The sequence below is a fragment of the Agrobacterium bohemicum genome (assembly GCF_002896715.1).
GTDB lineage: Bacteria > Pseudomonadota > Alphaproteobacteria > Rhizobiales > Rhizobiaceae > Agrobacterium > Agrobacterium bohemicum.
Genome location: NZ_PGEL01000021.1, coordinates 47,207 through 63,241, shown reverse-complemented (window position 1 = coordinate 63,241; position 16,035 = coordinate 47,207). Strand labels below are relative to the sequence as shown.

Annotated in this window: 17 protein-coding genes; 10 read left to right on the top strand and 7 right to left on the bottom strand. The window is 56.4% G+C overall.

The genetic code is table 11. The features are described 5' to 3' along the window. Nucleotides 1–2: 2 nt before the first annotated feature. Nucleotides 3–980 carry an efflux RND transporter periplasmic adaptor subunit gene (locus tag CUC55_RS06680; RefSeq protein ID WP_425352782.1) on the bottom strand — a complete coding sequence of 326 codons (978 nt, stop codon included), beginning with the start codon at nucleotides 978–980 and terminating at the stop codon, nucleotides 3–5. 346 nt (nucleotides 981–1,326) lie between these two features. Between CUC55_RS06680 and CUC55_RS06675 the strand changes: the two genes are divergently transcribed. Both CUC55_RS06675 and CUC55_RS06670 read left to right on the top strand, forming a co-directional pair. Then, complete coding sequence (locus CUC55_RS06675; protein ID WP_103087348.1) at nucleotides 1,327–1,998, top strand: response regulator transcription factor; 672 nt, start codon at nucleotides 1,327–1,329, stop codon at nucleotides 1,996–1,998. Beyond that, on the top strand, nucleotides 1,998–3,335 hold the full coding sequence (locus CUC55_RS06670; RefSeq protein ID WP_210200669.1) for a sensor histidine kinase: 1,338 nt from the start codon (nucleotides 1,998–2,000) through the stop codon (nucleotides 3,333–3,335). Before CUC55_RS06675 ends, CUC55_RS06670 begins: the two co-directional genes overlap by 1 nt. 133 nt (nucleotides 3,336–3,468) lie before the next feature. On the opposite strand, the gene CUC55_RS06665 is transcribed toward CUC55_RS06670, so the two are convergent. Beyond that, nucleotides 3,469–4,404 (bottom strand): NmrA family NAD(P)-binding protein, encoded by a 936-nt coding sequence (locus CUC55_RS06665; RefSeq protein WP_103087346.1) that lies wholly within the window; start codon nucleotides 4,402–4,404, stop codon nucleotides 3,469–3,471. A 73-nt stretch (nucleotides 4,405–4,477) separates the two neighbouring features. Here CUC55_RS06665 and CUC55_RS06660 point away from each other — a divergent pair, with 73 nt between their 5' ends. The 4 genes from CUC55_RS06660 to CUC55_RS06645 all read left to right on the top strand — a co-directional run bounded on the left by CUC55_RS06660 (nucleotide 4,478) and on the right by CUC55_RS06645 (nucleotide 7,656). Beyond that, the gene (locus tag CUC55_RS06660; protein WP_067650052.1) at nucleotides 4,478–5,326 is read left to right on the top strand and encodes an AraC family transcriptional regulator; all 849 of its coding nucleotides are present in this window, start codon (nucleotides 4,478–4,480) and stop codon (nucleotides 5,324–5,326) included. A gap of 201 nt (nucleotides 5,327–5,527) precedes the next feature. Then, nucleotides 5,528–6,172, top strand: coding sequence for an SDR family oxidoreductase (locus CUC55_RS06655; protein WP_342585720.1), 645 nt, complete (start codon nucleotides 5,528–5,530; stop codon nucleotides 6,170–6,172). Further along, nucleotides 6,127–7,083: an SDR family oxidoreductase gene (locus CUC55_RS06650; RefSeq protein ID WP_425352766.1), complete on the top strand. Its 957-nt coding sequence runs from the start codon at nucleotides 6,127–6,129 to the stop codon at nucleotides 7,081–7,083. Before CUC55_RS06655 ends, CUC55_RS06650 begins: the two co-directional genes overlap by 46 nt. 81 nt (nucleotides 7,084–7,164) lie before the next feature. Then, a complete protein-coding gene (locus CUC55_RS06645; RefSeq protein ID WP_067650046.1) occupies nucleotides 7,165–7,656 on the top strand; it encodes an ester cyclase in 492 nt (163 codons plus the stop codon). 47 nt (nucleotides 7,657–7,703) lie between these two features. Here the strand turns inward: CUC55_RS06645 and CUC55_RS06640 are convergent, their stop codons facing one another. Then, a complete protein-coding gene (locus tag CUC55_RS06640; protein WP_103087344.1) occupies nucleotides 7,704–8,618 on the bottom strand; it encodes a LysR family transcriptional regulator in 915 nt (304 codons plus the stop codon). Nucleotides 8,619–8,706: 88 nt separating this feature from the next. On the opposite strand from CUC55_RS06640, the gene CUC55_RS06635 reads away from it, so the two are divergent. Both CUC55_RS06635 and CUC55_RS06630 read left to right on the top strand, forming a co-directional pair. Beyond that, nucleotides 8,707–9,150: an ester cyclase gene (locus CUC55_RS06635; RefSeq protein ID WP_103087343.1), complete on the top strand. Its 444-nt coding sequence runs from the start codon at nucleotides 8,707–8,709 to the stop codon at nucleotides 9,148–9,150. A 9-nt stretch (nucleotides 9,151–9,159) separates the two neighbouring features. Then, on the top strand, nucleotides 9,160–10,080 hold the full coding sequence (locus CUC55_RS06630; RefSeq protein ID WP_103087342.1) for an NADP-dependent oxidoreductase: 921 nt from the start codon (nucleotides 9,160–9,162) through the stop codon (nucleotides 10,078–10,080). Between the two features lie 719 nt (nucleotides 10,081–10,799). Here CUC55_RS06630 and CUC55_RS06620 read toward each other — a convergent pair. The 3 genes from CUC55_RS06620 to CUC55_RS06610 all read right to left on the bottom strand — a co-directional run bounded on the left by CUC55_RS06620 (nucleotide 10,800) and on the right by CUC55_RS06610 (nucleotide 12,439). Continuing rightward, a complete protein-coding gene (locus tag CUC55_RS06620; protein ID WP_067650032.1) occupies nucleotides 10,800–10,982 on the bottom strand; it encodes a hypothetical protein in 183 nt (60 codons plus the stop codon). Between the two features lie 152 nt (nucleotides 10,983–11,134). Then, complete coding sequence (locus CUC55_RS23200; RefSeq protein ID WP_067650029.1) at nucleotides 11,135–11,443, bottom strand: creatininase family protein; 309 nt, start codon at nucleotides 11,441–11,443, stop codon at nucleotides 11,135–11,137. Nucleotides 11,444–11,581: 138 nt separating this feature from the next. Beyond that, nucleotides 11,582–12,439: an MBL fold metallo-hydrolase gene (locus CUC55_RS06610; protein WP_425352781.1), complete on the bottom strand. Its 858-nt coding sequence runs from the start codon at nucleotides 12,437–12,439 to the stop codon at nucleotides 11,582–11,584. 220 nt (nucleotides 12,440–12,659) lie between these two features. Between CUC55_RS06610 and CUC55_RS06605 the strand changes: the two genes are divergently transcribed. Both CUC55_RS06605 and CUC55_RS06600 read left to right on the top strand, forming a co-directional pair. Further along, complete coding sequence (locus tag CUC55_RS06605) at nucleotides 12,660–13,352, top strand: TetR/AcrR family transcriptional regulator (protein ID WP_103087340.1); 693 nt, start codon at nucleotides 12,660–12,662, stop codon at nucleotides 13,350–13,352. Between the two features lie 341 nt (nucleotides 13,353–13,693). Continuing rightward, on the top strand, nucleotides 13,694–15,211 hold the full coding sequence (locus tag CUC55_RS06600) for an MFS transporter (RefSeq protein ID WP_425352765.1): 1,518 nt from the start codon (nucleotides 13,694–13,696) through the stop codon (nucleotides 15,209–15,211). 45 nt (nucleotides 15,212–15,256) lie between these two features. On the opposite strand, the gene CUC55_RS06595 is transcribed toward CUC55_RS06600, so the two are convergent. Then, entirely contained in the window at nucleotides 15,257–15,946 is a 690-nt protein-coding gene (locus CUC55_RS06595) for a GntR family transcriptional regulator (RefSeq protein ID WP_067650018.1), read from the bottom strand. Nucleotides 15,947–16,035: the final 89 nt, after the last annotated feature.

Here is a 16,035-nt window from a genome sequence, read left to right as displayed (position 1 = left end):
AGTTATCCCACCTTCGCGACTGTGACGACAAGGCCCGGCTGCAGCTCGGCAAGTGGCGCCATTACGATCATGTCGCCGGGCGCAAGACCAGAGACCTCGGCCATCTGGTTATCATCCCACCTTGAGATGACGCTCACCGGCTGGCGGATGAGAATGCCGTCCACCAGTTTGAAAACATGAGCGTCTTTATCGCCTCCCCGAATTGAGGCGACAGGAATGGCAATTGCATCTTCAGTCTGCCGGACCAGGATTGAGCCGTGGACAAACATGCCTCCCTTGAAGTGGTAGCCATTGCCTGACAGACGAATATGGACAGCCACCGAGCGGCTACCGTCGTCCACGACCGGACTGGTCCGAGCGACCTTTCCCCTGATCACCTGCTTTNGGATGCCATCGACCTGAAGGTCCACGACCTGTCCTTCAGCGACACGCGTAACCTCTTGCGTCGAAATCAGAACCCTGGCTTCCATATCGCTCACGTCGACAAGGGTGAGAAGTTCCGCATCTGCCGCGATTTGCGCACCCTGATTGACCGAAAGCTTGGATATCACGCCGTCAAAGGGAGCAAGAATCTCGGCATTCTGCAACGCTGTTCGCGCTATTTCGACCTGGGCGGCAAGGCTATCCAGCCGGGCTTTTCTTGCCCCAACCTCGCCACGTGCTTTGTCGAGTTGGTCCTGACTTGCGACACTTTTGCTCGCAAGTTGCTCAATCCGGTTGAGCGACTGCATGGCAAGCACCATTNCGGCGATTGCGCCTTCGTGGTCCGCCTCCTTTTGTTTCAGACCGGCCTGAAGGTCATTCGATTCAAACCCGATCAAGACGTCACCGGCCTTTACGGCCTGTCCTTCCCGAATGTTTGAATGGGTTATCCTGCCGCCGCTAACGGCACGTAGTTCTACGAGACGTGAGGGTCGAAGTTCGCCCGTTACCCTGAGCCGCTCAACGAGCACGGCCGGCTGAATTGTAGCGACTTCCATTGGAGACAGTTCAAACGGTATTGTCCCGCCACGGACATGCGCGGTCACCACCTTCTGCAGTCGTTCGTTCGCAACGCTCGTTCCCCGTGCAGGGCCGATCAAAGCGACGGAACAATAGATGCCGCCAAGAAGCACTGCGGTTATCATGAGTATTCTATTCCATTTGGATGCCATCAGGTCGACCTCGTTGTGATAGAGCAGCGCACATCAAGCCGTCTGGTGCCGCGTCTGTGGGTGGACGATGAGGTTCGACAATTGCAGCAACATTACCTCGATCTTTTTATCCTCGTAATGCTGCTGCAATGTTCTTGGCGACACTGCTGCTAGGCGAGGATGCGGGNCAACGATGAGACTTCTTTTGATCGAGGACGAAAGGGAACTTGCGACAGCGCTATCGGCTGCGCTGTCAAAGCACGGGATCGTTACCGATCACACGATGCACCTCGCCGATGCCCATGAGCTCGTTCTGCAAANTGACTACGACGCCATCCTTTTGGATCGGCGTTTGCCGGACGGAGAGGGACTGACATTCATCCCGGTGTTAAGGCGTGCAGGCAATGATACGCCAATCATTGTACTTACCGCCCGAAACGAGCCGATGGAACGGGTGGCGGGCCTCGATTTCGGTGCGGATGATTATCTTGGAAAACCGTTTCTGGTCGAGGAACTTATGGCGCGCGTCCGCGCGCTGTTACGACGCCCCTCTGGCGTGGTCGATCAAGATATCAAGGTTGGGCGATTGTTGATCGACCCGTTGAACCTTACAGTCAAAATCGAAACCGACACGCTCGATATTCCCCGCCGGGAGCTTTTGGTTCTCCAGGCGCTTGCAAAACGCAAGGGTAGAACCGTTCTCAGGGCCACGCTCGAGAGGGCGGTTTATAATTATGAAGAAGAGATACAATCAAACGCGCTGGACGCCCACATCTCGAGATTGCGCAAGAGATTGTCGGATGTCGAGGCGGGTGCGACGATCCATAACATCCGTGGTGTTGGCTACCTCCTGAAAGAAGAATGATGAGCGCATATCGATCAACGAACCCATCGCTTTGGTGGCGTCTAAGCTGGCGACTCAGTCTGGTGATCAGCATTGTGATTGGCGCTGCAATCATTGGGCTATCGATGTATGGCACGATGGTCATGTCGCCCAATATCGCGATGGAGAGCGAGGTCAAGAATGCTGTTGCGGAATCGATCAGGCGGAACGGCCGCGGCCAGCTTGAACTCGAGGAAACCGTCTCACTTCGGACGCTGATGGAAGAGAACAGCCGTCTGTGGTTTGTAGCCGCCACCCCGGATGGCGAGTTCATCTCTCTGGGAGCAATCCCCCNACCATATGCCGCGATTGCCCCTATGACCTACCTCATTAGGGCCGCTGATATTCGTGGGGCGGACGGAATCAAGGAGATCGCATCAATTGATGATGTTTCCACGACTCTCGGTGAAGTGCGAGTATTTTTCGGTGGCATTGCTGGAAAAGGCTCCCCCTTACTGGCCTTGCTCGGGCGGGCCTATCCGATCTATGTGTCGCTGCTTGCGATGGCCCTTCCAGCCATTTNCACTGCAGTACCGATTATCGTGGGAGGTGGGCTTGCAAAGATCAAAGATGTCGCCGAGAGGGCAGCGCAAATCGACCCCCATCGCCACGGCAGCCGGCTTCCGGTTGAAGGAATTCCGGGCGAAGTCACTCCGTTGGTCATCGCGTTCAACGAAGCTCTCGAAAGACTTGAAACCGAATTTAAGAAACGCCAACGGTTCTTGATTGACGCTGCTCATGAGCTGAGAACACCCATCGCCATTATGCAAACGCGCATCGACGGCATGTCAGATGGTTTGGAGCGCACACGCATGTTGCAAGATGTGGCACGCCTGGCTGACACGGCAGAACAATTACTTGACTTCGAACGCAACGACCAAGCGGTAGACCTTGAGGAAGAGGTTGATCTGGTGACGGTTGCGCGTACCGTCGTTGCAGACTTTGCGCCTCTCGCAATCGCAGCCGGCTATGAAATTTCATTTCATAGCCGGCTGGATGCGCTCCCTCGCAAGGGCAACACCATTGCGTTGACCAGAGCGATCGGTAACCTGGTCCGTAATGCGATTGACCATTGCAATGGAAGAGGAACGATCGAGGTGTCCGTCATTGCAAGTGGAGAGATCACCGTCACCGACGAGGGACCTGGCATACCAATTGAGCATCAGGAGTTGGTTTTTCAGCCATTCTACCGCGTCACACCGAGAAGCCAGGGCGCGGGGCTTGGCCTAACCCTCGCGAAGCAGATTGTCACCAACCATGGTGGACAAGTCAGCATCCAGAGTCGTTCAGGCGGGACGAGGGTTACTGTCACCCTTTGATGTGCGTTGGACTTGCGTTTTCTTGCCATTCTCTCTCGCAATCGGGTCTAACGGGTGGCGGATTATCGAAATGCCTGATCGTTGTCATGGGCTCGGCCACCGCCGTCCGCTCCCCGCCAAATCTCTGACAGCTCTAACCCTGTGAGCTCCACGTTAGGAAGGTCTCTGGTTTGACGCTATCTATCCGCGTCATCTCGATCAGCGGCCTCAGGGTGTCTTCGACGAATTCTTTCATTGTCGTGCGTAGCGCAGGACGATCATCGTGAAACTTTACACGCCGATCGTTAAGAGCGGCCAAGGTGTCATTATCGTAGACCCACCGTCCGAGCGTTCCGAACCTCTCGCGGAAGACCGCCTCGACTTCGCGATCGTTCCTGTCGATGAAGCGATAGCCCACCTCTCTGTCGAGTGCCCGGCTGATAATCACGGCGATCTCGGTCATCGTGTAATCAATGCCCAGTTGCTTTACCGATCGGTGCTGGTCAGTCGGCGTGTCGAACTCCTTCGCCGCGAGATCCGCGATTTCCTGAATTGAGACCCAAGGAGTTTTGACGTTGGGGTCAAGCGACCAGCCGATACTATCGTGCTGCGCGATCGAGTGGACCCACCCGGCCAGGTCCTGCATGAACCAGCCTGCCTGAAGGTGCACCAATTTGACCGCTCGTAGTCGGTTGAGGATCTGATCCAGCATATAGAAGCCCTGGAAATGGCCGGTGTTTCCGCTAACCTCGGATCCCATCCCGGTCAGGTTTACGGCCAACTTCACAGGGGAATCCCGAAGCGTGTCGAAAAACCGAAGCGCTACCGTAGGGTAGTGTCCATGGAGGTCCTCCGAGCCCCAAATGGTTTNGACCATCAAAAACGCAGCATCAGCGTCTTCGAAGAACCTGTTGAGATCACCAGCACCTGAGTCAAAGCTGCCAATAAACGGTTCTGCTCCTTTNGCGACAAGTGCATCTAGGGCCGGTCCTCCTCTCGAGAGAGCTTTGACGGAATGGCCACTGGCCAAGAGTTTCTCGGTAAGTTTGGCGCCGATCCTGCCGGTCGCGCCAACCACAGCTATACGCATGGGTGATCTCCTGAAGTTGCTCAAGCAGGAGCCTAAAGGATTGCGGCGCGAGCAAAAGTGGAGATAATGCCATATGATCTCGAAATCGGGCCAACCTTCCAATAAGCCACCTTGTGGTACCGCGATAAATCTAAGCCTCTTGCGCGGGCCAGCGATGGCAATCAGGATGGACTTCGCCGACTATGAAGCCGAGGGGGTGCAGCACCAGCACCCGCAGGGCCAACTGATTCTGGCGCTCCATGGAGCGGTGACATGTAGAGCGGAAAGTGGGGTCTGGATCGTCCCACCCGACTGTGGAGTCTGGATACCGGGTGGCGTTCCTCACAGCAACCAGGTCACATCCAATGCTCGTCTGACCTATCTGTTTGTCGAGCCCGGCGCGGCCATGCTTCCGGCTGAATGCTGCACGCTTTCGGTATCGCCGATGCTTCGAGAGATGATACATCGGGTAGCGGACCTACCGGGAAATCAAACGCGCGACACTCACGTTGATCGGCTCGTGCGGGTTATGCTGGATGAGCTCGCGCTGATGCCGCGGGAAAGGCTGGAGCTACCGGTATCTGATCATCCAAAGATCGCCGTGATAGCTGCGGCGCTGTTGGCAGACCCGAGCGACCGCCGAACGCTCGGCCAATGGGCTGAGCATGTCGCCGTCAGCGAACGATCGTTAAAGAGGCTTATGGTCCAAGAAACAGGATTGAGCTTCGGCCGTTGGCGGCGTCAGCTACATCTTGTCATCGCGCTGCGAGAACTTGCCGGAGGTGCGACTGTGCAGCAGGTGGCAGGCGACTTAGGGTACGAATCGACGACGGCCTTCATCGTCATGTTCAGGAAAGCGCTTGGGACCACGCCTTCGCGCTACTTTGCCGATCGGCTTTTGCGCGCCGAGCGAGCGAGAAGTGATACCAATGAACATAGATGAATGACTGGGTGACGCTATTATAAACGGCATGGATTGTGGCTTATACGATAAGTCGATTTTATCTTGAAAAAGAAACTTCCTAGGGTGGCTGAACAAAAGCCTAAAGGAGGTGTGCTATGCAAAANTCAGTAGTCGTCACGGGCGGGTCGCGCGGTATCGGTCGCGCCACCGCCCTGCTTCCTTGCCGCACACGGTTGGGACATTGTCGTCAACTACGCCAACAATCATGACGAAGCGGCCTCTGTCGTCGCAGAGATCGTCGGACGAGGTGGGCGTGCCAACGCGGTTCGGGCCGACGTTTCATCGGCATCCGAAATGAAGGATCTTTTCGATCAGGCGGAGCATGCCTATGGCAATGTCCGCGCGCTGGTCAGCAGCGCAGGGCTCATCAGGCCGTCTTTGATGAAGGATCTGAACGAGGCGCAGCTCGCCGAACAACTTGATACGAACCTTCGGGGCACAATCAACGGCATGCGCGAAGCCGCGCGACGGATCATCGACGGTGGCCGGATCGTCAGTATGTCCAGCACCACGCTTGCCCTCAACCCTCCAGGCTACGGCATCTACAACGCTACAAAAGCCGCCATCGAGGCTCTTACACGTGTCGTTGCCAAGGAACTTGGAGGCCGACGGATTACCGTCAACGCCGTGGCTCCCGGCCCAGTCGAAACCGAATTGTTTGTCACGGGTAAGAGCCAGGCCGAGATCGACCGCATGGCAGAAGCAGCGCCCTTCAAACGTCTTGGTCAACCGCACGACATAGCCGAGGTCGTCGCCTTTCTTCTGTCCGACGCAGCTGGATGGGTCAATGGACAGGTCGTGCGCGCCAATGGCGGCTTGGCTTGAGGAGAGTTAAAATGCATCAGAAAGTCATCGTCGTCACTGGCGCCGGATCCGGCATCGGTCGCGCCGTCGCCAAGGCGCTCGCCATCGCGGGCCACATTGTCTACGCTTCGATGCGATCTCTCAAGGAGCGAAACCAGGACCGTGTCGAACAGCTGTCGCGGTTTGCGGCAGAAAAGCAGGTCGACCTGCGCGCGCTCGAGCTCGATGTCCTCTCGGAGGAGAGCATAAGAGCAGCGTTCGATCAGGTCCTTCTGGAGACCGGCCGTCTCGACGTGGTCGTCAACAATGCGGGCATGCTGATGGTCGGTGTTGCCGAAGCCTTTACGCCTGCGCAAATGGCAAGGATTCTAGACACCAACGCGATCTCCTGGCTTCGGGTGAACCGGGCAGCGCTGCCAATCATGCGCCGGCAGAAAGAAGGCGTCCTTGTGTATATTGGCAGCACGACTTCGCGCATCCATGAGCCCTTCATCGGACCCTATATCGCCAGCAAGGCGGCGGGCGAGGCTCTGGCTGAAGCGATGAGCTTCGAAGCCGCACCTTTTGGCATCGAGAGTGTCATCGTTGTGCCCGGCGCCTTTACATCCGGCACGGAACATTTCGCGGGCGCCNATGGGCCGGAGACCCTTGCCGTCGTCAGCCAATACGGTGAGCTTCCGGATCGTCTTCGCGGCCTCGGCACAGCCCTTGAGGTACTGGATGCCGAAAAAANCCTCGGTCTGACTGTCGAATCCGTTGGCAAGGCTGTGAAGGATGTCCTCGATCTTCCGTTCGGAGAAAAGCCGTTCAGGATTTCGATCGACCCACAAGGCAAAGGGACGGACGAGATCGAAGCCTTGATCGGTGCCAGGCAGCTTTCGTTCTTCGAGAGACTCGGGATAGCCGACCTGATGAAGCCCAAGCGTCCATAACATGATCATCGCCAAACGCTCGGAAGTGTTCCCGAACACGCAACCGCGAGCAGATCCTACCTTTGCCAAAGGAACATATCCATGAGCGACATCCTGCAAACCGCCGGCCTGGTCATTGCGTTGGCAGCGCCATCTCCAGCTACACAGGGCAGTTTATCTGTCGAACAGGCGATCGAGATCGTGCGGCCTGTCTATAACGCACTCACCGCGGCGTCACCCGCAGATGTGCGCGTTCATCTTGAAAGCGGAACGACAAAGGATTGGCAGAATTGCGGTTCTACCAATGCATGCGATGACCGCGAAGCAACGATCGCGAGGTGGAGCGCCCGGATCGCCAAGGTACCGGATTTCAGCTTCGAGATCCTGGATGTTGTCACGATGGGGAACAAGGTTGTTGTTCGCAGCGAAGCTCAAGGCACACCTGTCGGCGAGTTTCTCGGCGTCGCCCAGTCGGGTCGCGCCTTCCGGATCATGACCATCGATGTCCACGAAGTCCAAGATGGTAGAGTATATCGGACATATCACGTTGAAGACTGGTCGCGCGCGTCCCGGCAACTCCGCGGCCAGGAATGAGGCGAGCTACGCCCGCGAAAGCCGTCTATCCTCCGGTAGTCGCCAGTCTAGGAGGCGGCCTTTTCAAAGAGTGACCCGATCACCTCACGCAGCCATCGCTGCGCGGGGTGAACGTCGTTGCGCCTATGCCATGCCATGTCGAACGTCGCCGTGCCAAGTTCCAATGGCGGCTTCAGAACGTGAAGCTGTTCGCGATACCCGGATGCTTCGACGACGCCCTTCATCAGCGTTGCTATCAGGTCGGACGACGCGACGAGCGGCGGCGCGGCGTACATTTGCGGGAGCGTTAACGCAAGGCGCCGCCGCAATCCCAGCTTCCCAAGCGCGGCATCGACCATCCCGAACCGCTCGTTTTCGGGGGAAACAAGCAAGTGTGACATCTGAAGAAAAGCGTCGAGCGTCAGCTCTGTGTCGGCGTGCGGATGGTCTTTGCGAACAATGCAGACGAAACCCTCCTCGAACAAACTTGCGCTCAAAATGCGACCGGCCGGGNTGTGGGGAACTCCGACGGTGAGATCTGCCTCCCCGGAATCCAGAAGCGAGATGACGGCGTCGCGGTGATCGAAGTTGCGAATTCGCAGAACGATACCCGGCGCCTCAACTCGCAGGCTGGCAAGCAGTTTTGGCAGGACGACAAACGCTGCGTGCTCGGAANGCCCAATCGAGAGTGTGACCGTTGACTTCGAGGGGTCGAAGACCTGCGTAAACTCCAGCGTTCGCTGGATTTCCGCCAGCGCATGGCCAAGCGGTTCGGCGAGGTCAAGCGCGCGCGGCGTTGGCTGCAACCCCACTGGGCCACGGATAAACAACTCATCCTGCAAGAGAGCACGCAGACGCGATAGCGCGGCGCTCATGGCCGGCTGCGTCCGCCCGATCCGCACGCCTGCGCGCGTTACACTTCGCTCGGCCATGAGCGCATCAAAGGCAACAAGCAGGTTCAGGTCAATGCCATGTAAATCCATGTCGTGGATGTTATCGCATACCTGATATCGATTTCAACGATGAAATCGTGGAGCGTACTGTTGCTTATCGCCAACCAAGGAGTTCGCTATGAGCAACGGACAGCCATCTTACAGCGGAATAAGCACCGCAGATCTACAGACGCTTCGTACCTTCTACAAGGCGTTTGAGGGAAACCCTGATCTCCTCGACGCAAGCGTCGTTGCGGATTGGCACGACATCCCTCTTGCACCGGGCCAGGCAGCGGGCCGAAATGGATTCAAGCCCATGATCGCCGCCTTTTCGGAGGCGTTTGCTGACATCAAGATCGAGATCGTCGATGTGATCGGCGGGCCGGACAAGGCTGCCGTCCGGGCCGTCATCACTGGTCGTCACGTCGCGGATTGGTTCGGGGTCGCCCCGACCGGCCGCGAATTCTCGCTTCCGATCCATGAGTTCCACGCCTTCGAGAACGGCCGGATCACCCACACTCGGCACATGGAGGACTGGCTGGGCTGGTTTGCCCAGATGGNCGCTTGGCCGGTCAAGAACTAGGAGCTGACAATGCAACAGATCATACTCTCCGATTACGAGCAAACCCCTGCCCTGACAGACGTAGCCATCCCCGAGCCGAATCATGGCGAGNTGCTTGTGCGCGTTAAAGCGGCAGCCTTAAACCCGCTCGACGTCAAGCTTCAACTTGGTCGGGTCCACGCCTACTTCCCCCTGACCTTTCCGTCGCAGATGGGTACGGACCTCGCCGGCACAATCGAAAAGACTGGCTCCCTGACCTCACGCTGGCGGGTCGGCGATCGGGTTATGGCACGGCTCGATCCGACCAAGGGTGGCGCTTTTGCCGACTACGCCATCGTTCCCGAAGATCAGCTTGTGCTTCTTCCGCAAGATCTGAACTTCAACAGCGCAGCGGGATTGCCAACCGCTGCAGGGACTGCTTGGCAGGCTCTCGTAGAGATCGCGGATCTTAAGGCCGGCCAGACCGTCCTTGTGCATGCCGGTACCGGGGGTGTCGGAAGTGTCGCCATCCAGTTCGCCAGAGGGCTTGGCGCCCGCGTCATCGCCAGCGCGTCGGGAGACGGTGTGGAGATCGCGCGCGAACTGGGTGCCGATCAGGTCATCGACTATCGATCCGAGGATTTTGCCACCAAGGTTTCGGACATCGATGTGGTGCTGGATACCATTGGCGGGGAGACACAGCAGCGCTCCTTCGACGTGCTGCGCAGTGGCGGCAAGCTGGTTTCGACGGTCTCTCCGCCTGACCAAGCACTGGCGACGGCCCACAAGGTCGAAGGTACATTCGTGTTCCATACATCGAACGCCGGGCGGCTCTCGGATCTGGTTAAGGCGATGCGCGCAATGGGCCAATCGGTCCTGATCGATGGTGTTTNCCCCATTACCTCGTTCGCAGAAGCCTTCGGGCGCCAAGCCTCTGGCAGGGCGCGTGGCAAGATCATCATAAGTGTGTGATCCTGCTTACGGTAATATCGAGCTAGGCGGTGCTGCCGCCTGGCTCGTCCCCACCTAAAATTCAGCTCTCTCGAACGATGATCCGCGCGCGAGCAGACTATGGACCGCCAATCGCGGAGCGCGCTGGCCTATGCAGGACGGTCGAGTCGAGTGCCGGCCGAAGCCAAGCAAGTGTCAGGCGCTTCTTTGCCACCAGACGTCCGGAGCGTTAGGCTCGGTTTTGGAATCGAGACCAGCAAATTACTAAGTCCGTGCCCTTCCCCGATATCATAAGAATTGCCTGTCCGCTCGGCTCGTCGTCAGATGTATCCGCATGCCGTCAGAGCGCAAGTTGTAAAATCGGATTTTCCAGACAACCACGGGCGACAACCCTATCGAGCGGCACAATAGCCATCCGGGCTGAACGGGAACATAGTTTGACGGTAGACGAGGTTTCTGAATAAGGAAAAGGGATGCACCCAAAGCGCGTTCTTTCAAATGGCACCTTTATGGCTGGTCCGAAATATCTGATCGAGCCCCCAAGAACCGATGCGCAAGCATCAGGCAGACGTAGTCCTTTTTCGGGCGACACGTTCGTGGTGAAACCTAAAAAGCCGTTGGACGTCAGTCTGGAAACGGTTCGAACGTCCGCAGAGTTGGTTGTAGCGTCGTCTGCAAACTGAACGCGGGTCCATCGCATAATTGACTATTTCTTACATCAGCGGGATGGAATGCCCCAATTATCGACGTTTCGCCTTCACAGGCATGCTGCAGGTTTTCTGTTCTTCCAACACCTGGGCGATTTCTCTCGCCGGCCCTATGAAGTAGGCCGTCGTGTAAACAGGCATGCCCACGACCGTCGCGATCCCGGTCGCCACGACCGACAGCCCGGCCATAATGCCGCCATGGCCATTGACCAGCACGATCTTCGAAANGCCGGCGTTTCGGACAGACGTGCGAATGTCGCCTTGCTGAGTGTAAAGGTGCCACCGAAATCCGCATGGTGGTGCGCAACACCGGTCCAGACCAGGGGTCACCACGCAAGGGAGGTCTGAATTACCAGTTGCCTAGCCGCTCATTCGCACACAGCGGCTGCAAGGACGTGGTCGGTTCCCGTTACAAGATGCGGCCCGTGTTGTTCGGTAGAACCAATCGGAACAACCACAACGGCGTGGTCCTTTGCCAAGGCGCTCAATTCCGGAGCGGTCAGCTTGCTCCAATGAATACCTCTTTGAGGATATTCCATGGCGGCCCCCCTATGAAACGACGCGAAAAAGCAGAACGATCTGCGAGAAATGACGATGATTACGACGAACAGCAGCGTCAGGAAGAGAAACGAGACCGCTCCCCATGACCAGATGATCTCTGGGTGGGCATCTGCCATACGAAAAATTTCGACGGGGCCAAAGCGGGCGTCACTGCCAGGAAACACCACAAAGGCGAGAAATTGTTCGCCAAAGCTCGTATTGCGGTAGAGATTGAGTAACTGGCATAGCTATCGAACCCGTCTGGAAGCGAGACCTCAGGCCTCGCGCCAGCGATATCCCTCGGACGTTTTCGCGATCCTTATGACGGATGTGCCAGCCAGATGAGCACCGAAGAGAACCGTTTGTGGAACGCTCGCCCACTCCAGCAAACGCAGGCGCGATTGCTGCGCTTTTNCAGGTTCAGCATCGAATATGGAGTTAACGTCTGGCCGCAGGACCTGCGCATGGTGGTGTAAGGTGTCGCCGGCAAAAAGCGCTACACCTTCTCCGGTTTCGACCGCAATAGAAGCGTGGAACGGGCTGTGGCCGGGTGTTGGAAGATAACGAATTCCGGGCAGCACCTCGCTTCCGTCAACGGAAACCATTATCGCCTGTCCAGACTCGACGACAGGGTCGACGCTGTCTGCGCGCGCCATAAAGCTGGTCCGGTGGCGGTCAATCTGATTTTCCGGCGCCGAGAAGAACCTGTATTCGTCAGCGCTAAAAATATAACGCGCGTTCGGAAAGGTGGGGCGCCAGATTTGTCCATCCCACACCGTGTTCCACCCCACGTGGTCAACATGGAGGTGAGTTAGCAGAACGACATCGACGTCTTCAGGCCTTACCCCAGCCGCTTGTAACCGCTCGAGAAAAGGCGGGGTCAGACTATCGAAGTACGGCGCATAGGGCCTGGATTTCTTCGCACCTGCTCCGGTGTCGACTAAAATGTTCTGACTACCGTCACTAATCAGCCAGCTATGGATACTAAGGCGGGCATTGCCAGCCGGAGACAAANGCGTGGGGGGAAAAAGAGCTGGATCGACCGCTTGCTCTCCAAGCTCCGGAAACAATTTCCCGGGAGCGAAGCTTAACAGCTCTTGCTCGCTGATTTTGGTGATCGAATAGTGTCCCATCTTCTGCTGAGTTGCATATTGCATACGGGTTCCTCAAANTGAGTTCATCGGGAAACGGCAGGCGATGGACCGGCCGGTAAGCCTTATCGAACGCGCCGGAACCATATTTCGTCTCATGTCATCATTGCAAAATTAGACTGTACTGTAAAGCCAAATTTTGAAAAAGGGCTAGTGACGGCGAAAGTCCCGCTTTCTCTTGGTTTGCATTAATTCGGTTAAGATGTACTATATTGTACAATACAAGCGAGGAGAGGGTTGCCTGAGCCAAATGGATCGGAAACATCGCAAATCTGAAAATGGATCGACGCCCGCAATCATAAAGGCAGCTCGCCAGCTCTTTCTTAAAAAGGGCTACGATGGCGTCAATCTTGATACGATCGCGAAGAAGGCGAGCGTCTCTCGGCAAACGCTTTACAACATTTTCGGAAGCAAAGAGGCGATTTTCAAAGCCGTTTTAAATGACCATTGGTCGAGTATCGCAGGCCACAGCGACCTTGAAGCTGAAACCTTTCCGCCGAAGGCCTCCGCCGCGGAAGTTTTGCGTATTTTTGCCGATCGGGCACTGGCTTTCGTTGACAACCTCGAACAGGTGGATTTCACCCGATTGGTAATCGCAGAATCCCGCCACGCAGCTTGGATCGGTCACGAATTTTATAAAGTCGGCAAGGGACCGCTTCTCGCTTCTCTGACTAGCGAAATCATGCGTCTCGACGTGCAGGGATTGTTGACCTGTAACAATCCTAGTCTCGCTGCCCACCAGTTCTTCGGCCTTCTCCTCGAGATGACTTTCTGGCCCTATGTCATGTCGATCGGCGCAGCCACACGTGAGCTGCCCGATAGGGAAGAAGCTGTAGACGGTGCTGTTTNGATGTTTACAGCCCGGTATGGCGTTAAGGTGAAGCGAGACATTTGACATTACAATGTATTTTGTTCGTAGACCCCTGGCATCAACGCAAAAGCGGCCGGGCCGCGCCTTTAGCCCCATCCTTCCTTTGGTATGGTTCGCTCTATCGCGTCCTGAATGAGGCGCGGCGAGGTGATGCTTGGTCCAGAGCTGTCGGCTCCGGACAAAGTTGAAGCAATGCAATGCTGCAGCGGCGACCACCCATTTAACTTCGGCATCCCCTGAGCAAAACTTCCACGCTTGGGCGTATTATTAGGCGTCAGGCCAGTCCCGGTGCGGGAAATCCCAAACTACGAACGAGCTCATGCGAGGCAGCCCAAGTCTGGAGCGACAAACGCGTTCATCTCCCTATGAAGAAGCGATCCACTCGCGATGGATCATCGTTGGACACTTGTAAGATACTACAAATACATTATAGTTCTGGGATCCGCCCTCGGGACTCAGGGTGGCACTTCTTTGGGAGGAAANTCATGACAATTACGACGCGAAAGGCGCAGCCGACCGTGGCTGCCAGACTCGAGCGGCTACCGCTCACCGGCTACCAACGTTTCATTTTTCTAATTATCGCAACCGCCTGGCTCTTTGACTCCATGGATCTGGCGGCGATGACTTTCATGCTAGGGTCCATCAAGAGTGACCTCGGATTAACCACAGCGCAGGCCGGCTTTGTTGCAAGCGCAAGCTTTATTGGGATGTTTTTTGGCGCGTCGATCGCTGGTCTTGCAGCGGATCGATTTGGCAGAAAACCCGTCTTTCAGGTCAGCATGATCGTCTGGGGCCTTGGGAGCCTGCTCTGTGGACTGTCGTCAGGTTACAACGACCTCTTTATCTACCGAATTATCCTCGGTGTCGGCATGGGAATGGAGCTTCCGGTCGCTTTGGCAATGGTGTCCGAATTCATACCATCGCAGCAACGCGGCAAATATGCTGCAATTTTGGAGGGATTTCTTCCTGTCGGGTATGTCTTTGCCGGCATCTTGATATATTTCACATTGCCCTTGGTCTCCTGGCGAGGAGTATTCATCATTCTGGCGGTACCAGCGGCTGCGTTGCTGGTCATCCGGCGTTTCGTGCCGGAATCGCCTCGTTGGCTTGAAAGTCACGGGAGGCGAGAGGATGCAAATCGCGTGATTTCGCAAATTGAAGATCAAGTTCGCAAGCGCCTCCAGGGCGCGGAACTCCCCGCTGTTGCTGTCGACGAAATCACGGCCGACGTGGACCTCGTGTCGGGCAGGAACCTGGGAGTTCTGACAACGCTGTCCGAACTCGTGAACAAGACATATGGCAAGCGTTCGTTCATGATATGGACAGTGTGGTTCTTTACGATGGTCGGTTACTACGGGCTCTCATCCTGGCTGGGCGCGCTCCTTCAGGAATCCGGTTACGAGGTTTCGAAATCGATCATCTACACCGTCATCATGTCCGCAGCGGGCATACCAGGCTTCATCTTTGCGGCATGGTTTCTGGAATGGGCCGGGCGCAAGAAAGCGGCTGTCGTGATGCTGTTTGGATGTGCTGCCAGCGCTTACGTATATGGTCAATGTGCCTCACTGAAACTTCCTGTTGAGCAGGTCGTCCTTGCGGGCGCTGCGATGCAGTTTTTCTTCTTCGGCATGTGGTGCATCATCTACGCCTATACACCGGAACTTTATCCGACGAGAACGCGCGCGACCGGAGCGGGGGTCGCGTCCTCGGTCGGTCGGCTCGGCTCTATCATTGGTCCGCTGGGGATAGGCGTTCTTTNGCCTGTGATAGGCCAGGGCGGCATTTTCATTGGAGGAGCCATTTGCTTCGTCGTTGCGGCTCTGACCATCTGGATCATGGGAATTGAGACTAAGGGTCTTTCCCTAGAGCAAATCTCCCAATAGGTCGCGCGGCGGCGGCGTCCAGCCGCCGCCAATTGCTTTGGCGAGTTATCGCTTCAACACGCCCACACTCTTGTAGAAGAGTTTGTGCGTGAACTCTTCCACGACGTTCATGAGGCTTGTCGCGATCGCTAGGGCCTCATCTTCCTTTTCCTCAGCGATCGCGCGAGCGCGCGCTGCGTGAAGTCGGCCGACGACCTCAAGGTTGCGCAGCTCAGGATAGAACTTGAAATAGAACCGCCTCGAAAGCGCTAAGAGCGGCGAAATCGCTTTTTCCGCAAACGGATTTCCAGCCAGCCGAGCAACGGTTCGGTTCACGTCGAAAAGGTGGCGGAGATACGAGTGGACATCGGATATACCAGCCGTTTCCATAGCCTCGGCCATTTCTTTAAGAGCCACCCGCTCTTCATACGAAGCTCTTCGCGTGGCGCGGCGAGTTATGAAGAGCTCGAGTTCCCGGCGAAGCTCAATAACTAGTAGTTGTTGTTGTAGGTCGATTTCCGCCACCATCACGCCGTGCTTGGGTATAATTCGCAGAAGCGAGTCACTTTGGAGCCGCTTAACCGCCTCGCGCACCGGGGTTCTGCCGATCAAGATCAACTCTCCCAAACTTTCCTCGCTCCATTTGCTTCCCGGTGGCAACTCAAGCGTGACAATCAACTCCTCAAGCTTGCGATGAGCAGATTCCGCTTGGGATTCTACCGGATCTTGCGCACCAGGTTCAGATTTTTGCGGCATCTGCCCTCCAAATTATTGGCAGCGGCACCGTCCGGCCCGCGCTAAAACCTACGTAGCACGTTACAAAGCTGTTGACTGTATCCTAGTAG

Coding starts and splice junctions, on each gene's coding strand:
- CUC55_RS06660 (WP_067650052.1), top strand. CDS start 4,478: ATGATCTCGAAATCGGGCCAACCTTCCAATAAGCCACCTTGTGGTACC.
- CUC55_RS06595 (WP_067650018.1), bottom strand. CDS start 15,946: ATGCCGCAAAAATCTGAACCTGGTGCGCAAGATCCGGTAGAATCCCAA.
- CUC55_RS06645 (WP_067650046.1), top strand. CDS start 7,165: ATGAGCGACATCCTGCAAACCGCCGGCCTGGTCATTGCGTTGGCAGCG.
- CUC55_RS23200 (WP_067650029.1), bottom strand. CDS start 11,443: ATGGCAGATGCCCACCCAGAGATCATCTGGTCATGGGGAGCGGTCTCG.